Origin of the sequence: Amycolatopsis australiensis, assembly GCF_900119165.1 — a bacterium.
Classification (GTDB): Bacteria; Actinomycetota; Actinomycetes; order Mycobacteriales; family Pseudonocardiaceae; genus Amycolatopsis; species Amycolatopsis australiensis.
This window is the reverse complement of sequence record NZ_FPJG01000006.1, coordinates 8,148,570-8,163,779: the sequence shown is the minus strand read 5'-3', so window position 1 is coordinate 8,163,779 and position 15,210 is coordinate 8,148,570. Positions and strand designations below refer to the sequence as shown.

The window sequence follows — 15,210 nt, the reverse complement described above, 5'->3', positions numbered from 1 at the left end:
GTCAGTGCAGATCCCACGCCGGGCCCGGGTCCTCGGCGTCGTCGCGCAGGATCGTGCCCTCGATCAGTCCGTACGGCCGGTCCGCGGCGTAGAACACCTCGTTGTCGTTCTTCAGCCCGAACGGGCTCAAATCCACCAGGAAGTGGTGCTTGTTCGGCAGCGACAGCCGTACTTCCGCCACCTCGCCGCGCGCCTCGAGCACCGCCTCGCCCATCGCGTACAGCGTCTGCTGCAGCGAAAGGCTGTGCTTCGTCGCGAACGTCTCCAGCATCAGCCGCCGGATTTCGCGGTGGCTCTCCGCCCAGTCGATGCCGTCGCCCCGGTAGCGCCACCGCGCCGTCACGGCCGTGGCGAGGATCCGGTCGTCGGTCTCGGCCAGCGTCGTGTACTGGTCGCGCGGGAAGCCGTGGAACTCCGAGCCCGTCGACTTGAGCAGCGTCAGGCCGTCGACGCCGGACACGATCCACGCGCGGCCGTCCTGGATCGTCACCGCCGTCGTCCGCCGCTCGTCGCCCGCGCGGCTGAACGCGTGGTCGTGCGGCTCGCCGCCGACCGTGATCCGGTCCCAGCCGTGCTCGTCGATCTTGATCCGCGCGCCGGTGATGTTCTCCTGCGTGGACGTGAAGTGCCGCGCCAGCCGCAGGCCGAAGTCCTCGATCTCGCCGACCGGCGCCTCCTTCGCGAAGGCGTACACGGTGTTCTTCTGCGTGTCGGTCGCGAGCACGCCGGCGTTGTCGCCGGTGAGGTGCGTCGCGGCCAGCTCGCCGCGCAGCGACGTCGACACGGTCAGGTCCTTCAGGTGGTGGACGGGGCCGTCGCGGCGCACCGACACCAGGCGGACCTCCGCCTTGCCGTACTGGTTGGGGCCCAGGGTGATGGCCACGGTTCAGCTCCCTCGGTAGGTCGAATAGGCGAACGGGCTGAGCAGGAGCGGCACGTGGTGGTGCGACGCGCCGTCGGTGATCCGGAAGGTGAGCGCCACTTCCGGGAAGAAGGCGTCCGGGCCCAGGTAGGCCCCGGTGTCGAAGACCAGGCGGTAGACGCCCGGGTCGAGGGTCTCGGGGCCCAGCTCGCGGATGCGGCCGTCGTCGTCGGTGCGCCCTTCGGCGATCGGCTTCCCCGCGGCGGTCTCGAACCGGACGGCGATCCCTGCCGCCGGGCGCCCTTTCGCCGTGTCGAGCACGTGCGTCGTCACGAGGCTCACGCGGTCACCGCCTTGGCGAGCCGGAGTGCGGCGATCTTGAGCAGCTCCCGCCCGGCGACGGCCAGTTCCGTCGCGGGATCGTTGTCCAGCCGGCTCTTGAGGATCTCGAGCAGCTCGTCGCCGCTGCGGCCGCTGGCGCAGACGAGGTAGACGTGCCCGAACTTGGCTTCGTACTCGGCGTTCGCGGCGGCGAACGCGCCGGCGTTGTCCACACCGGACTGTTCGTTACGCGACCAGTCGGCTTCGGTTCCCTGCTGTGCCGGCTTTTCCCCGATCCGCGGGTGCGCGGCCATGGCCAGCCGGATCTCGTCATCGCGCAGCGGCAGGTCGGCGGCCGCCTTGAGCGAATCGAGGTCGGCGTACGGACGGCCGTCGACGACGGCATCGACCCACCGCGGCACGGCGAGACAGGCCGTCAGCACCGGACGGATGTCGGCCGCGGCGGCGGTGTTGAAGTCGGTGAGGGTGAGCGGCACGGGGAACTCCTCGTGAGTGGCGTCCCGCTGACCGTACGTCGGCGCCGGAGTTCCGTCAACATTTTGTTGAAAGAGCTGGTCAGTCCGCTTCCCGGTTGAGGTAGTTGTACACGGTGAACCGCGTGACGCCCAGCGCGTCGGCCACGGACGAGACGGACTTCCGCAGCCCGAAGGCCCCGCGTTCGCGCAGCAACCGCACGGCGCGCTGCTTCCCGGCGCGGTCGAGATCGCCGAGCGGGGACCCGAGTTCCCGCTCGACGTCGGCGATGAGCCGGGCGAGCGCATCGTTCAACCCGACCGGCGCAGCGGGCTCTTCGCCGGTCGCGGAGTTCGCGGCCGCCTCACTCGCCGTACCGCGGCGTCCTGTGCCGGTCGTGTCTGCGCTGGTGGGCGGGTGGCTTGCCGTGGCGTTGTTTCGGGACGCTTCGCTCGCTGCGGAGCGCCGGTGCTGGGCTGCCGTGTCCTCGTCGGCCGGCGGGTTGCTCGCCGCGGGGCGGCGTACCTGCAGCGTCACCTGGGTCGCGCCGCCGTCGAGCGCTGCCCGGGCGATGGCCGGCAGCGCCTCCAGAACTTCCTTCGCGTCGCCGCTCACCAGGGTGCCGAGCGGCCCGAAGTCGGTCTCCAACCCTGCTTCCGCGGCGGCGTCGCGCGCGGCGAGCGCGTGCTCGGGCGGCGAACCCTCGCCGCGGAACGGTTCGCTCGTGAACTCCGCTTCAAGCCGCACGAGGATGACCGTAACGCGCCGCGTCCGTCGTTGACGAGCGGCGCGCGCCGTGGTTACTGTCGTTGTGCGAAACCGCCTTTCCGTAGTGTGAAAATCGGCGGTGGTCATCCTCCCGGAGAAGGGTTTTCGGATGGATCTTGTGGTGCGCGCGGCCCGAGCCGTCACGGCGGAGGGTGAGGTACCGGCGACGGTCGGCGTCGACGGCGGGCGGATCGTCGCGGTCGAACCCGGCGGCGCGTCGCTGTCCGGCGATCGCGAGCTCGACCTCGGCGACGACGTCGTGCTGCTGCCGGGACTCGTCGACACGCACGTCCACGTGAACGACCCCGGCCGCGCCGAGTGGGAGGGCTTCGAGACGGCGACCCGCGCGGCCGCCGCCGGCGGCGTGACCACGATCGTGGACATGCCGCTCAACAGCCTGCCCCCGACCGTCGACGTCGCGGCCCTGGAGGTCAAGCGCAAGGCGGCGACCGGCCGGGTGCACGTCGACGTCGGCTTTTGGGGTGGCGCGATTCCCGGCAACCTCGCGGACCTCCGGGGCCTGCACGACGCCGGCGTGTTCGGCTTCAAGTGCTTCCTGCTGCACTCGGGCGTCGACGAGTTCCCGCCGCTCGACCCGGCCGGCCTCGACGAAGCGTTGCGGGAGCTGAGCTCCTTCGACGCGCTGATGATCGTCCACGCCGAAGACGCGCACGAGATCGACGAAGCGCCGGAGCCGCACGGCGGTCGCTATGTCGACTTCTTGCGATCCCGGCCGCGCACGGCGGAAAATCTGGCGATTTCGCACGTGATCGAGGCGGCCCGCCGCCACAACGCGCGGGCGCACATCCTGCATCTGTCCTCATCGGACGCTCTCCCGCTGATCGCCGAGGCACGCCGCGACGGCGTGGCGCTGACCGCGGAGACCTGCCCGCACTACCTCAGCTTCATCGCCGAGGAAATCCGCGACGGCGCGACGCAGTTCAAGTGCTGCCCGCCGATCCGGGAGGCCGCGAACCGCGAGCTGCTTTGGCAGGGACTCGCCGACGGCGTGATCGACTGCGTCGTCAGCGATCACTCGCCGTGCACCCCGGAGCTGAAACGCTTCGACAGCGGCGATTTCGGTCTCGCGTGGGGCGGGATTTCGAGCCTTCAGCTGGGCTTGCCGGCGGTCTGGACGCAGGCGCGGCAACGTGGGTTCGCGTTGACCGACGTCGTCCGCTGGATGGCCGAACGTCCAGCCGCGCAGGCCGGGATGCGCCGCAAGGGCCACCTGGCGGTGGGGTTCGACGCCGACTTCTGCGTGTTCGCGCCGGACGAGGCGTTCGTGGTCGACGTCGCGAAACTGAAGCACCGCAACCCGGTCAGCGCCTACGACCGCCGCCCGCTCGCCGGCGTGGTGCGTTCGACGTGGCTGCGGGGCACCGAAATCACCGGCGACGAGCCGCGCGGCGCGTTGCTGACCCGGGGGGACTGCTGAAATGGAGGCTGTGGTGTCCGAACGTCCGGAGTGGACGGAACTGCCCGACCTCGCGTCGCGCCGCTTCGGCGGGACCGTGATGTGGGCGACCGACGAGCTGTTCGCCGAGAAGGAGAACCTCGTCAACCCGTGGGCGCCGGCGCACCGCGCCGATACGTTCGGCCCGAAGGGCCAGGTCTACGACGGCTGGGAGACCCGCCGCCACCGCGAACCGGGCGACGACCAGGCGATCCTGCGGCTGGGCCTGGCCGGGACAGTCGCGGGCGTCATCGTCGACACGGCGTTCTTCAAGGGCAACTACCCGCCGTTCGTCTCGGTCGAGGCGACGTCGGTGCCGGGCTACCCGAGCGCGGCCGAGCTGCTGTCGGCGGACTGGGACGTCCTGGTCGACCGCGCCCCGGCAGCCGGCCACACGGAGAACTTCTACGCGGTCAACGGCTCGCGCCGGTACACGCACGTGCGGTTGACCCAGCACCCGGACGGCGGCGTCGCGCGGCTCCGCGTGCACGGCGCGCCGATCCCGGACCCGGACCTGCTCGACCTGGACGCGCTCGACCTGGCGGCCCTGGAGAACGGTGCCGTGGTCACCGGCTGCAGCAACAAGTTTTATTCGTCGCCGAACAACATGCTCTCGCCCGGACTGGCGGCGCACCAGGCAGAGGGCTGGGAGACGGCCCGCCGCCGCGACGACGGCAACGACTGGGTGACCCTCCGCCTGGCCGGCGCGGGAATCGTCCGGTTCGCGGAGCTGGACACGAGCAACCTGAAGGGCAACGCCCCGGGCTGGGCATCGGTGAGCGGCCGCGACACGTATGGCGAGTGGGTGGATCTGCTGCCGAAGACGCGCCTGCAGCCGGACACCCGCCACCGGTTCGCGCTGAAGGACGGCCCGGAGGTAACCGAGGCCCGCCTGGACATTTATCCGGACGGCGGGCTGGCGAGGCTGCGGCTGTTCGGCCGGCTGACCGAAGCGGGCCGGACGAACTTGAAGGCCCGGTTCGCGAAGACGCGCTGAAGCCGCGAGGTCAACTCGCGTTCGGACGGTTCAGGTAGGCGGAGGCCAGCGACAGAACGCAGGCACAGCCGATGATCGCGCTGACCCACCACGGCAGCCCGACGACGACGCTCCAGACGAAGCCCGCGGCCGCCAAGACGGCAACGAGGATGTTCCGGAACTGCAGCGGGGTCGGTTTGGCCATACCGCCAGCCTCTCACGGAGGCCGGTCGGCCTTCCGCCCGCTCCCTGGTTGGAGCTTCGCTCTGCCGGGCCCGGCACACGACGGGCCGTTCCCACGACCCAGCGGCCCAGCGGCCCCGCGGGCCGTGTGCTGAGGCGGGTACCGACCTCCGGCATGCGCAGTCGGCGCCAACAAGCGCGGGCCGGTGCCGGGGCGGTGCGGAACCGGCTCGCTGGGTGTGTGGCCCGTGGCGGGTGCGGTGCCGAGGTTCTGCGGGCGCAGGCGCAGCGTTCACCCGCGCGGTCGGCCCGCTGCCGGGGTGGTGCCGACCGATGCGAACCCAGCCCCGGACGCTGCGGAGCCAGCGTTCCGTCTGCTGGGAACGGGTGCTGACCGTGCGTCCCCGGCTCTGCCCAGGGCGGCGCCGGGCCGCGGGTGTCCGGACTGCCTGAACCCGCACGATCTCGTGTTCGCCGGGGTCGTCGGACCCCCGTGGGTGGCGGGCTGCGCCGGGCCCGCGCGATCCCAGGTTCGACTGACCTCCGTCCGCCGGGCCGGACCCGCGCCGGGTCAGACCTCCGCGCGCTCTCCGGGTTCCAGCAGAACAAGCCGGTCCGTGAGGCCCGCTGCCTCGAACTCCTTTCGCAGCACGTCTGCGCCCTCGCTGAAGTGCTGCCAGCCGCGGAAGTGCAGCGGCACCACCTTCGCCGCGCCGAGTACCTTCGCCGCTTCGGCGGCGTTCGCGCTGGTCAGCGTCAGGGGAGCGCCGTCGAAGAGCTTTGTCCGAGCCGCGCCCGCGAACAGCACCGCGACGTCTATACGGAACCGCGACGCGATCTCGCGCACCAGGTCGACCGACGCGTTGTCCCCGCTGACGTACACCGTCGGCAGTCCGTCGCCGCTCAGGACGAACCCGGTGACCTGTCCGGTCATGGGCTCGGCGCCCTCCGGGCCGTGCAAGGCCGGGACCGCGGTGACCGTCAGCGGTCCCACGCGCGTCTCCTCCCACGGTCGCAAACCCCGCGCAGTTCCGCCCAAACGCTCGGCGCCGGTCGGCGTGACCAGCGTCAACGGCACCGTCGCGAGGTAGGCGCGACCGCGGTCGTCCAGGTTGTCGGGGTGCTGGTCGTGGGACAGCAGGACTGCGTCCACCACGCCGACCGCCTCTTCGGTCAGCACCGACGCCTCGGTCTTGACGAGCACGCGGTCGCCGATCGGATGATCGCCGGGGGCGTCGAAAGTCGGGTCGGTGAGCAGTCGCAGGCCGCCCAGCTCCAGGAGCGCGGTCGGGCCGCCGGACAAGGTGATCCCCAGTTTCTCGGTCATACCCCGGCCAACAGCGGGAACGGACGTTCTCTTCCCTACGGTCCCGACTGCCTCCGCGAGCTGATCACGCCGGTGTTGAATCCGGCCAGGTGGAGCCCGCCCGCGAACCGGGCGTGTTCGATCTTCACGCACCGGTTCATCACGACGTCCAGCCCGGCCGCGTGCGCCCGGTCGGCCACCGGCTCGTGCCACAGCCCGAGTTGCAGCCACAGTGTCCGCGCGCCGGCGTCGATGACCTCCTCGGCGACCTGAGGCAGGTCGTCGTGTTTCCGGAACACGCTGACCAGGTCCAGCTCGCCGGGTACGTCCTTCAGCGACGCGTACACCGGCTTGCCGAGCAACGTGTCCAGCCGCGGATTGACGAAGTTGACTTCGTAGCGAGTCGACGAGAGCAGATAGGTCGCGACGAAGTAGCTGGGCCGTGCCGGGTTGGCCGACGCGCCCACCAGCGTCACCGACTTCGTCCGGTTCAGGATCGCCCGCCGCTCGACGGCTCCGACCGCATATGTCATCCGGCCACCGCCTTGCCGAGAGCCTGGTCGAGGTCCCACAGGATGTCGTCGACGTCCTCGAGCCCGATCGACAGCCGGATCAGGTCGGGGCCGACACCCGCGGCGGCGAGCTGCTCCTCGGACAGCTGCGCGTGCGTGGTCGACGCCGGGTGGATCACGAGCGTCCTCGCGTCGCCGACGTTCGCCAGGTGCGACAGCAGTTCCACCGATTCGACGAACTTCTCGCCCGCCGCCCGGCCGCCCTCGATGCCGAACGAAAACACCGCGCCCGGTCCCGCGGGCAGGTACTTCCGGGCCAGGTCGTGGTGCGGGTGCGCGGGCAGCCCGGCGTACGACACCCACGCCACCCGCGGGTCGGCTTCGAGGTACTCCGCCACGGCCTGCGCGTTGGCCACGTGCGCGTCCATCCGTTGCGGCAGCGTCTCGACTCCTTGCAGCAGCAGGAAAGCCGAGTGGGGAGAAAGGACCGCGCCGATGTCCCGCAGCTGTTCGGCGCGCAGCCGGGTGCAGAACGCGTACTCGCCGAAGTTCTCCCAGTATTTGAGCCCGCCGTAGCTCTCGACGGTCTCGGTCATCCGCGGGAACTTTCCGTTGCCCCAGTCGAACTTCCCCGACTCGACGACGATCCCGCCGAGGGTCGTCCCGTGGCCACCGAGGAACTTCGTCGCCGAGTGCAGCACGATGTCGGCACCGTGCTCGATCGGCCGGCACAGGTACGGCGTCGCCAGCGTCGCGTCGACCACCAGCGGGATGTCGTGGGCATGGGCCAGATCCGCCAGCGCCGCGAGGTCGGCGATGCCGCCGCCGGGGTTGCCGATCACCTCGGTGTAGAGCAGCCGGGTCCGCTCGGTGATCGCGGCCGCGTAGTCGTCGATGCCGCCGCTGACGAACGTCGTCTCGACGCCGAACCGCCTGAGCGTGCCGCTGAGCTGCGTGACCGTGCCGCCGTAGAGGCCGCTCGCCGACACGATGTGGTCGCCTGCCTCGGTGAGCGCGCTGAAGGTGAGGAACTCCGCGGCCTGCCCGCTCGCCGTGGCGACCCCGCCGATCGCGCCTTCGAGGCTGGCGATGCGCTCCTCGAACGCGGCCACGGTCGGATTGCCGATACGGCTGTAGATGTTGCCGTACTTCTGCAGCGCGAACAGGTTGGCCGCGTCGGCCGCGTCTTCGAAGACGAAGCTCGTGGTCTGGTAGATCGGCACGGCTCGCGCGCCGGTCGCCGGATCGGGGGTTCCGCCCGCGTGCAGTGCGCGGGTGCGGAAGCCCCAGGTGCGTTCACTCATCGGTTATCACCGTAACCGTCCTCCCCTCCGGGTGGCCACGCCTCCCAGGAGGTGGGCGAGACCATTTCGTGCTGCCGAGCGTAGCACGGAATATCATTGCGTGCGCTAGACTCGAAAGCATGAATTGTGCTGCGTGTGGCAAGCCGCTGCCACCTCGGCGAGGAGCTGGGCGAAATCGCCTGTACTGCGACGCCACTTGTCGGAGCGCTGCTCGCAGACAGCGTGCGCACGTAAAGAAAGACTTGACACAGCGGCCGCGTCAATCCAATCTTGACACTGTGCCGGGCGAACCACTGGCCGTGATCGGCGAGGCGCTGCGGAAGGTCCGTGACGCCGAGGCGGCACTGCGGGAAGCGGTGGACGCGGCCAGGGCCGCCGGGCACACGTGGCAGGAGATCGGTGATCTGCTGGGCACCAGCAGGCAAGCCGCCTTCCAGCGGTTCGGCAGGCCGGTCGATCCGGCGACGGGAGAGTCCATGGCGGAGCTGAAACTGCCCGACGCGATCCACCGCGCCGAAGAACTCGTGGCGGAACTCGTCGGCTGCCAGTGGCACGAAGTGCGCCGGGACTTCGACGACCGCATGCGTGAGGCGGTCGGCGAGGACGAGCTGCGGCTCGCCTGGGCGCAGGTGGCCGGATCGGTCGGCCGGTACGAGCGGATGGGGGAGCCGTATGCGCGGTCAACGGGCGACTACACGGTCGTTCACATGCCGCTGTCCTTCGAGGCGGGGGACCGGACCGTGCTGGTGACCTACCGCGAAGACGGGCAGGTGGCCGGGCTGTGGATCCGGCCGGCTGAGGAGTAGGCGCGACTAAGGGGGAAACGATGGCAGGGGGAATGATGAGGGCAGCGATAGCCGGCGTGGCCGTGGTCCTGGCGCCACTGGTGGGTCCGGCGGCCCAAGCCGCCGAAGTGGCCACGGCGGCGCAGCAGCTCGAGTGGGTCGTCGACGCGACCGGGCGTGTCCCGGTACCGGACGCCGAGGTGCGCGAGCACGTCGCTCAGGTCCTGCTGACCGCGGCGGGCGGCACGGCGGGCATCAACGCCGCGCTCGCCCGGCTCGGCCCGGTGCAGGTGAAACGGGTCGTCACCGAGACGCCCGACCACGTCGAGGCCGCCGTCCACGGCTCCGCCGACGACTACCGGCTCGACCTGCACGTGGATGCAGCCGGGCTGATCGACAGCCTGCGGGCGAGCCCGGACGATCCGGCGCCGTCGTCGTGGCCGGAGGTCGACGCGCAGCTGGCGGCGCTCGGCGCGCGCGTGTCGTTCGGCGCGTCGGAGATCCTCCCGGATGGGAGCTGCCGGGACGTGCACGGCGTGCGTGACGACGTGCAGCGACCTCTGGGATCGGCGTTCAAGCTCTACGTCCTGGGCGCGCTCGGCAGGGCCGTTGCCGAGCACAAGGCTTCGTGGACCGAGCAGCTGGCCATTCGGGACGACTGGAAGAGCCTGCCGTCCGGAGTACTGCAGAACCAACCGGCCGGCATGCGACTGCCTCTGTCCGAGTACGCCGACAAGATGATTTCGATCAGCGACAACACCGCGACCGACCACTTGATCCACCGGCTCGGCCGGGACGCCGTCCAGTGGCAGCTCACCGCGTTCGGCAACCAGCGGCCGTCGGCGAACGTGCCGTTCCTGACCACGAAAGCGATGTTCGAGCTCAAGGCCACCCAGTACCCGGCCCGCGCCGACGCGTATCTGGCGTTGCCACGCTGGGCTCGGCCGGCGGCGGTAGCCGGGCTGGAACGGCTGCCGCTCACCGGCCTCCAAGGCTGGCAGGCCCCCGAGAAGATCGACGACATCGAGTGGTTCGGTTCACCGGACGACATGTGCCGCGCGTTCTCCGGCCTGCAGCAGGAGAACCAGCCGGAAATCGCGCACGCGCTGTCGCTGAACGACGGTGGGTTGGGGCTCGACCGGGCGAAGTTCCCGGAGGTCTGGTTCAAGGGCGGCAGCGAACCCGGCGTGCTGACCTTGAACTACCTGGCGCGCACCGCGGACGGCCGCTCGCTGGTCACCAGCGTCATGGTGTCGGACCCGGCCGCGCCGTTGGACGAAAACCACGTGGCGGCACGGGGAATCGCCGTCGCGAAGGGCGCAATGGCGCTCCTCGCGGCTACGCTTCGTCCGTGACGGTGCGCTGGAGCCTGACGATCGACTGCGCGGGACCCCGCGCGCTGGCGAGGTTCTGGGCGGTGGCCCTCGGCTACATCGAGCGGCCGCCACCCGCCGGGTTCGCGACCTGGGAGGCCTGGTTCACCCACCACGGCGTTCCGGAGGAAGAGTGGGACGACGGCGCCTACCTCAGCGATCCGGAAGGTGTCCTGCCGAACCTGAGTTTCCTCAAGGTGCCGGAAGGGAAGGTGGTGAAGAACCGTCTCCACCTGGACGTCCAGGCCGGCGGGGGGCGTGAGGTGCCGTGGGAGACACGGTGGGAGCGGGTCGTCGAAGCGGTCGCCCGGCTCACCGCGGCCGGTGCGACGGTGGTACGGGAGTACCAGCTGGACGGCCGTCCGGACCACATCCTCATGACCGATCCGGAGGGCAACGAGTTCTGCGTGCTCTGAGCCACCGGGTGGCACGCGCACCCTGACCATCGATGACGGAGATCACTCGCGGCGCCGAGGCGTTCCGGTCACATCGGCTGCCGTCGCGGGGTCTACTGCGATGACAGCGGTGGAAGGGGCGACGCGGTGGACGTGGTGACCGAGCAGTTCGAGCGGGAGCGGCCACGGCTGCGCGCGGTCGCCTACCGGATGCTCGGTTCGGCGAGCGAAGCCGACGACGCGGTCCAAGAAGCGTGGCTGCGGTTCCACCGCACCGACACGGAGGAGGTCGAGAACGTCGGCGCGTGGCTGACGACCGTCGTCGCCCGGGTGTGCCTGTCGATGCTCCGCACGCGTCGCAACCACCGCGAGGAGCCGCTCGACGGCCGGCGGGAGCCGGGTGAAGCCCGCCGGGATCCCGAAACAGGAGGCGGAGCTGGCCGACTCGGTCGGGCTCGCGCTGCTGGTGGTGCTCGACGCACTCGCGCCGGCCGAACGGGTCGCGTTCGTGCTGCACGACATGTTCGCCGTGCCGTTCGACGAGATCGCGCCGATGATCGGCAAGACACCGGCCGCGGCCCGGCAGCTCGCGAGCCGGGCCCGGCGCCGGGTGAAGGGCGGTGCCGTGGCGGATGCGGACCTGCCGCGGCGGCGGAAGGTCGTCGAGGCCTTCCTGGCCGCGTCGCGGGGTGGGGACTTCGAGGCGTTGCTGGCCCTCCTCGACCCGGATGTGGTGCTGCACGCCGACCGGTTCGTCGGTCCGAGCCCGGCGCCGGTCGTGCTGCGGGGCGTCGAGAGCGTGCGCGAGGGCGCGGTGCTGGCCTCCGAACGGGCCCGCGCCAGCGAACTGGCGCTCGTCGACGGCTCGCCCGGGCTGCTGTGGGGTCGCGAGGGGAGGCTGTCGGTCGTCCTGGCGTTCCAGGTCGACGGCGACCGGATCACCGGCATCGACGTCATCGCGGACCCGGAGCGGCTTCGGCAACTGGAGCTGGCCGTGCTCGATTGAGGCTCAGCCCAGGGCGGCGCGCAGCCGGGCGTCGCGCTCGGCAGGAGTCTGGCGTGGGCAGCTCACGCACTTCGGGTTGCCGGCTTCGTAGATCAGGCAGCACGACGCCCGGCGCACGGCGGGCGTGCGGCCGACCCGGACGAAGCGCGGCTTCGGCAGGTGCAGGCCGATCGCGGCGACGAGCGGCTCGGCGAGCGCCACGGCCCGTTCCGGGTCGGGCGTCCACAGCAGCCGGTTGGCGATCGAGTCGGTGGCGATGGCGCCGAGCGCCCGGGCACGGGCTCCGGTGACGTCGGCGATCGTCGTGATGGCGGTCCGGAGCGCCCCGGCGAACGCTGCGCCGAGTTCGGGCAGGCCGCCGTCGAGGCGACGGATGGAACGGGCGCCGAGGAACCGGCCGTCGGCGAGGAGGTCCAGCTCCATCGCGTCCAGCGACGGGTCGGCCGGCGTCCCGGCGACGAGCCCTTCGATCGCGGGCGCCACGAGGACGGAGGAGAGCGAGTACCACCAGATCGTGCCGAGGACCTCCGGCCGGGCGCAGCCGTAGAGCTTGGCCGCGCCGCCGACGCGGGCGCGCACCCACTCGGCGTCCGCGAGCCGGGTCGCGGGTGCGGTCCAGTCGGGCTTCACGGCTCCCAGCTTTCCAGACCTTGGTCGAGTGAGCTGGTCGGGACGCGAGCGCGCCGGGATGAGGCGAGGCGGGTCCAGCGAGCGCGGCGAGCCGGCGGGATCCGTTACAGCCGCCGGTACGTCGAGACCGTGAACGACACCGTCACCGTCTGGGGTTCCGTCAGCGCGTCCAGGCGGGCGCGGCGGTCGCCGCGGTCGAGGTGGAATGCCGTCGGGCCCATCTCCACCGCCTGGCGTACCTGCTGCGGCGTCAGCTCTGCCTTCCGGCGGATCTCCGTCCGTCCCGTTCGGGCGAAATGCCCGCCCAGTGCGGTGTCCAGGCGCTCCTCCTTGCGCTCGTCCACCGTCAGCACCAGGTCGCCCAGCTCGCCGAGGTGGTCCGGAGCCGGGGCCGCCACCGTCAGCAAGCCGCCCGGCCGAAGCACACGGTGGAACTCCGGGCCGTTGCGTGGCGCGAAGACGTTCAGCACCGCCGACGCCACCCCGTCGGCAACCGGCCACGGCTCCCACAGGTTCCACACCGCCGCGCCCAGGCGCGGGTGTGCGCGGGCCGCTCGGCGCAACGCCACCGCCGAGACGTCCAGCGCGAGGCCCACTGCGTCCGGGGCCGCGTCCAGGACGTGCGCCAGGTAGTAGCCCGTGCCCGCTCCCGCGTCGATCACCAGGCCGCCCGCCTCCGCGCACACGCGGCCCAGCTCGTCCGCCAGCGGCCGGTAGGCGCCCGACGCGAGGAAGTCCGCGCGGGCCGCCACCATCGGTGCCGTGTCCGCCGTCCCGGCCGGGATTCGCGCGTGCAACAGGTTCACGTAACCCTGGCGGGCTAGATCGAACGAGTGGCGGTTCCGGCAACGCAGCGTGCGTTCGACCGCCTCCAGCGCCGCGCCGCACACCGAACAGCGCAACGCCTCCACGACCCGAGGTGGCAGTGGGTCATTCCCGCGGTCGTCGGAGGTCATGGGGATATTCGACCACGACGTAACGCAACCGGACACTCCAGGACACGTCCCGGGAAACCTGGCCGTAACAACCGGGCGCGGACAGTTCACGCGGGCGAAACCTCGCGCGCCGCCCCGTGAAACACCGCGCGCCAAAACTGCCATCGCACCAACCCAGGGCACGGGAGGACGATGTGCTGAACGCAGGAGACACCGCGTGGGTACTGGCCAGCGCCGCGCTGGTCATGCTCATGACCCCAGGACTGGCGTTCTTCTATGGCGGCATGGTCCGCGCGAAGAGCGTCCTGAACATGCTGATGATGAACTTCATCGCACTGGCCGTGGTGGGGGTGTTGTGGGCCCTGTACGGCTTCTCGATGTCGTTCGGCGACGACGCCTTCGGCGGTCTGCTCGGTAACTTCCACTTCGCCGGCTTGGAGAACACCTTCGGGAAGCTCGCCGGCTTCGCGGTCGCGGCCACCGACTCGAGCCCGGCGGTCGCCTGGCCCGGTTCGGACGCGCTGCCCGTGCTTGCGTTCGTCATGTTCCAGCTGATGTTCGCCATCATCACGCCCGCGCTGATCTCCGGCGCCATCGCCGACCGCGCGAAGTTCTGGGGCTGGACGCTGTTCGTCGTCATCTGGGTGACGATCGTGTACTTCCCGGTCGCGCACTGGGTGTTCTCCTTCAACGGCTTCATCGGCGCGAACTCCGTCGGCGGCTGGATCGCCAACAACCTCAAGGCACTCGACTTCGCCGGTGGCACCGCGGTCCACATCAACGCCGGTGCCGCGGGCCTCGCACTGGCCATCGTCCTCGGCAAGCGCAAGGGCTGGCCGAAGGACACCGGCCGCCCGCACAACGTGCCGTTCGTGCTGCTCGGCGCCTCGCTCCTGTGGTTCGGCTGGTACGGCTTCAACGCCGGTTCGGCGCTGGCCGCCAACGACCTCGCCGCGGTTGCGTTCACCAACACCACCGTCGCCACCGCCGCGGCCGTCCTCGGCTGGCTGCTGGTCGAGCAGCTCAAGTTCGGCAAGCCGACCACCCTGGGCGCGGCTTCCGGCGCGGTCGCCGGCCTCGTCGCGATCACCCCTGCGTGTGGTTTCGTGAGCCCGATCGGGGCCATCGCGATCGGCCTCATCGCCGGCGTCCTGTGCGCGCTGGCCATCTCGCTCAAGTTCAAGCTCGGCTTCGACGACTCGCTCGACGTCGTCGGCGTCCACCTGGTCGGCGGTATCGTCGGCACCCTGCTCATCGGCTTCTTCGGCACCACCAGCGTCAACTCGCTCGGCGCCGACGGCCTGTTCTACGGCGGCGGGTTCACCCAGCTGGGCCGTCAGGCGCTGGCCGCCGGAGCGGTGCTCGCGTACTCCTTCGTGCTGTCGTTCATCATCGGCTTCGTGATCAAGAAGGCGGGCGGTTTCCGCGTCAGCACCGAGGACGAAGTCACCGGCATCGACGAAGCCCAGCACGCGGAGAGCGCCTACGACTTCACCGGGGCGGGCGGTGGCCTCGGTCACCCGACGACCATCCCGGTCAAGTCCGCCACCCCGGCCGCGAAACTCGAGGAGAGCAAGGCATGAAGCTCATCACGGCGATTGTCAAGCCGTTCACGCTCGACGACGTCCGCTCCGCGCTGGAGCAGCTGGGCGTGCTGGGCATGACGGTCAGCGAGGTCCAGGGCTACGGACGGCAGAAGGGCCACACCGAGGTCTACCGCGGCGCGGAGTACTCGGTCGACTTCGTGGCCAAGCTGAAGATCGAGGTCGTCACCGACGACACCAACGTGGAGAAGGTCCTCGAGGCCGTCACCACCGCCGCGCACACCGGCAAGATCGGCGACGGCAAGGTGTGGGTGACCCCGGTCGAAACCGTCATCCGGGTACGGACCGGCGAGCGCGGCACGGACGCCCTATAGGCGACC

The 15,210-nt window shown here is 70.8% G+C and carries 16 protein-coding genes and 3 pseudogenes; 8 read left to right on the top strand and 11 right to left on the bottom strand.

The annotated features are described in order from the left end of the window. Position 1: 1 nt before the first annotated feature. The 5 genes and pseudogenes from pucL to BT341_RS47750 form a co-directional block, all read right to left on the bottom strand. Positions 2 to 883 (bottom strand): factor-independent urate hydroxylase, encoded by an 882-nt coding sequence (gene pucL, locus BT341_RS38965; protein WP_072480985.1) that lies wholly within the window; start codon positions 881 to 883, stop codon positions 2 to 4. Between the two features lie 3 nt (positions 884 to 886). Then, positions 887 to 1,204, bottom strand: coding sequence for a hydroxyisourate hydrolase (gene uraH / locus BT341_RS38960; protein ID WP_072480984.1), 318 nt, complete (start codon positions 1,202 to 1,204; stop codon positions 887 to 889). Continuing rightward, positions 1,201 to 1,680, bottom strand: coding sequence for a 2-oxo-4-hydroxy-4-carboxy-5-ureidoimidazoline decarboxylase (uraD, locus tag BT341_RS38955; RefSeq protein ID WP_072480983.1), 480 nt, complete (start codon positions 1,678 to 1,680; stop codon positions 1,201 to 1,203). The genes uraH and uraD overlap by 4 nt, the downstream gene beginning before the upstream one ends. Before the next feature lie 79 nt (positions 1,681 to 1,759). Next, positions 1,760 to 1,987: pseudogene (locus tag BT341_RS38950) on the bottom strand (helix-turn-helix domain-containing protein); the annotation flags it as partial. 186 nt (positions 1,988 to 2,173) lie between these two features. After that, positions 2,174 to 2,404 (bottom strand): annotated as a pseudogene (locus BT341_RS47750) (thiamine-binding protein); the annotation flags it as partial. Positions 2,405 to 2,534: 130 nt separating this feature from the next. Here BT341_RS47750 and allB point away from each other — a divergent pair. Both allB and alc read left to right on the top strand, forming a co-directional pair. Then, positions 2,535 to 3,863 (top strand): allantoinase AllB, encoded by a 1,329-nt coding sequence (gene allB, locus BT341_RS38940; protein ID WP_072480982.1) that lies wholly within the window; start codon positions 2,535 to 2,537, stop codon positions 3,861 to 3,863. 1 nt (position 3,864) lies between these two features. Then, positions 3,865 to 4,878: an allantoicase gene (gene alc, locus BT341_RS38935; RefSeq protein WP_072480981.1), complete on the top strand. Its 1,014-nt coding sequence runs from the start codon at positions 3,865 to 3,867 to the stop codon at positions 4,876 to 4,878. A 10-nt stretch (positions 4,879 to 4,888) separates the two neighbouring features. Here alc and BT341_RS45770 read toward each other — a convergent pair whose 3' ends face one another. The 4 genes from BT341_RS45770 to BT341_RS38920 all read right to left on the bottom strand — a co-directional run bounded on the left by BT341_RS45770 (position 4,889) and on the right by BT341_RS38920 (position 8,162). Next, on the bottom strand, positions 4,889 to 5,062 hold the full coding sequence (locus BT341_RS45770; RefSeq protein WP_177329001.1) for a hypothetical protein: 174 nt from the start codon (positions 5,060 to 5,062) through the stop codon (positions 4,889 to 4,891). A gap of 549 nt (positions 5,063 to 5,611) precedes the next feature. Next, positions 5,612 to 6,367 carry an MBL fold metallo-hydrolase gene (locus tag BT341_RS38930; RefSeq protein WP_072480980.1) on the bottom strand — a complete coding sequence of 252 codons (756 nt, stop codon included), beginning with the start codon at positions 6,365 to 6,367 and terminating at the stop codon, positions 5,612 to 5,614. A 35-nt stretch (positions 6,368 to 6,402) separates the two neighbouring features. Continuing rightward, positions 6,403 to 6,879, bottom strand: coding sequence for a CoA-binding protein (locus tag BT341_RS38925; protein WP_072480979.1), 477 nt, complete (start codon positions 6,877 to 6,879; stop codon positions 6,403 to 6,405). Then, on the bottom strand, positions 6,876 to 8,162 hold the full coding sequence (locus tag BT341_RS38920) for an O-acetylhomoserine aminocarboxypropyltransferase/cysteine synthase family protein (RefSeq protein ID WP_072480978.1): 1,287 nt from the start codon (positions 8,160 to 8,162) through the stop codon (positions 6,876 to 6,878). The genes BT341_RS38925 and BT341_RS38920 overlap by 4 nt, the downstream gene beginning before the upstream one ends. A 278-nt stretch (positions 8,163 to 8,440) precedes the next feature. Here BT341_RS38920 and BT341_RS38915 point away from each other — a divergent pair, with 278 nt between their 5' ends. From BT341_RS38915 to BT341_RS38900, 4 genes and pseudogenes are all read left to right on the top strand, one after another. After that, positions 8,441 to 8,968, top strand: a complete 528-nt coding sequence (locus BT341_RS38915; RefSeq protein ID WP_072480977.1) for a DUF3887 domain-containing protein — start codon at positions 8,441 to 8,443, stop codon at positions 8,966 to 8,968. 35 nt (positions 8,969 to 9,003) lie between these two features. Beyond that, positions 9,004 to 10,302, top strand: a complete 1,299-nt coding sequence (locus BT341_RS38910; protein ID WP_143168784.1) for a serine hydrolase — start codon at positions 9,004 to 9,006, stop codon at positions 10,300 to 10,302. After that, a complete protein-coding gene (locus BT341_RS38905) occupies positions 10,299 to 10,736 on the top strand; it encodes a VOC family protein (protein WP_072480975.1) in 438 nt (145 codons plus the stop codon). The genes BT341_RS38910 and BT341_RS38905 overlap by 4 nt, the downstream gene beginning before the upstream one ends. A 126-nt stretch (positions 10,737 to 10,862) precedes the next feature. Next, positions 10,863 to 11,721 (top strand): annotated as a pseudogene (locus tag BT341_RS38900) (sigma-70 family RNA polymerase sigma factor). Between the two features lie 3 nt (positions 11,722 to 11,724). On the opposite strand, the gene BT341_RS38895 reads toward BT341_RS38900, so the two are convergent. After that, positions 11,725 to 12,351: a (2Fe-2S)-binding protein gene (locus BT341_RS38895; protein ID WP_072480974.1), complete on the bottom strand. Its 627-nt coding sequence runs from the start codon at positions 12,349 to 12,351 to the stop codon at positions 11,725 to 11,727. Positions 12,352 to 12,455: 104 nt separating this feature from the next. Continuing rightward, entirely contained in the window at positions 12,456 to 13,307 is an 852-nt protein-coding gene (locus BT341_RS38890; RefSeq protein WP_072480973.1) for a putative RNA methyltransferase, read from the bottom strand. A gap of 173 nt (positions 13,308 to 13,480) precedes the next feature. Between BT341_RS38890 and BT341_RS38885 the strand changes: the two genes are divergently transcribed. Next, positions 13,481 to 14,869 (top strand): ammonium transporter, encoded by a 1,389-nt coding sequence (locus tag BT341_RS38885; RefSeq protein ID WP_072480972.1) that lies wholly within the window; start codon positions 13,481 to 13,483, stop codon positions 14,867 to 14,869. Next, positions 14,866 to 15,204 carry a P-II family nitrogen regulator gene (locus BT341_RS38880; protein ID WP_072480971.1) on the top strand — a complete coding sequence of 113 codons (339 nt, stop codon included), beginning with the start codon at positions 14,866 to 14,868 and terminating at the stop codon, positions 15,202 to 15,204. Before BT341_RS38885 ends, BT341_RS38880 begins: the two co-directional genes overlap by 4 nt. Positions 15,205 to 15,210 lie beyond the last annotated feature (6 nt).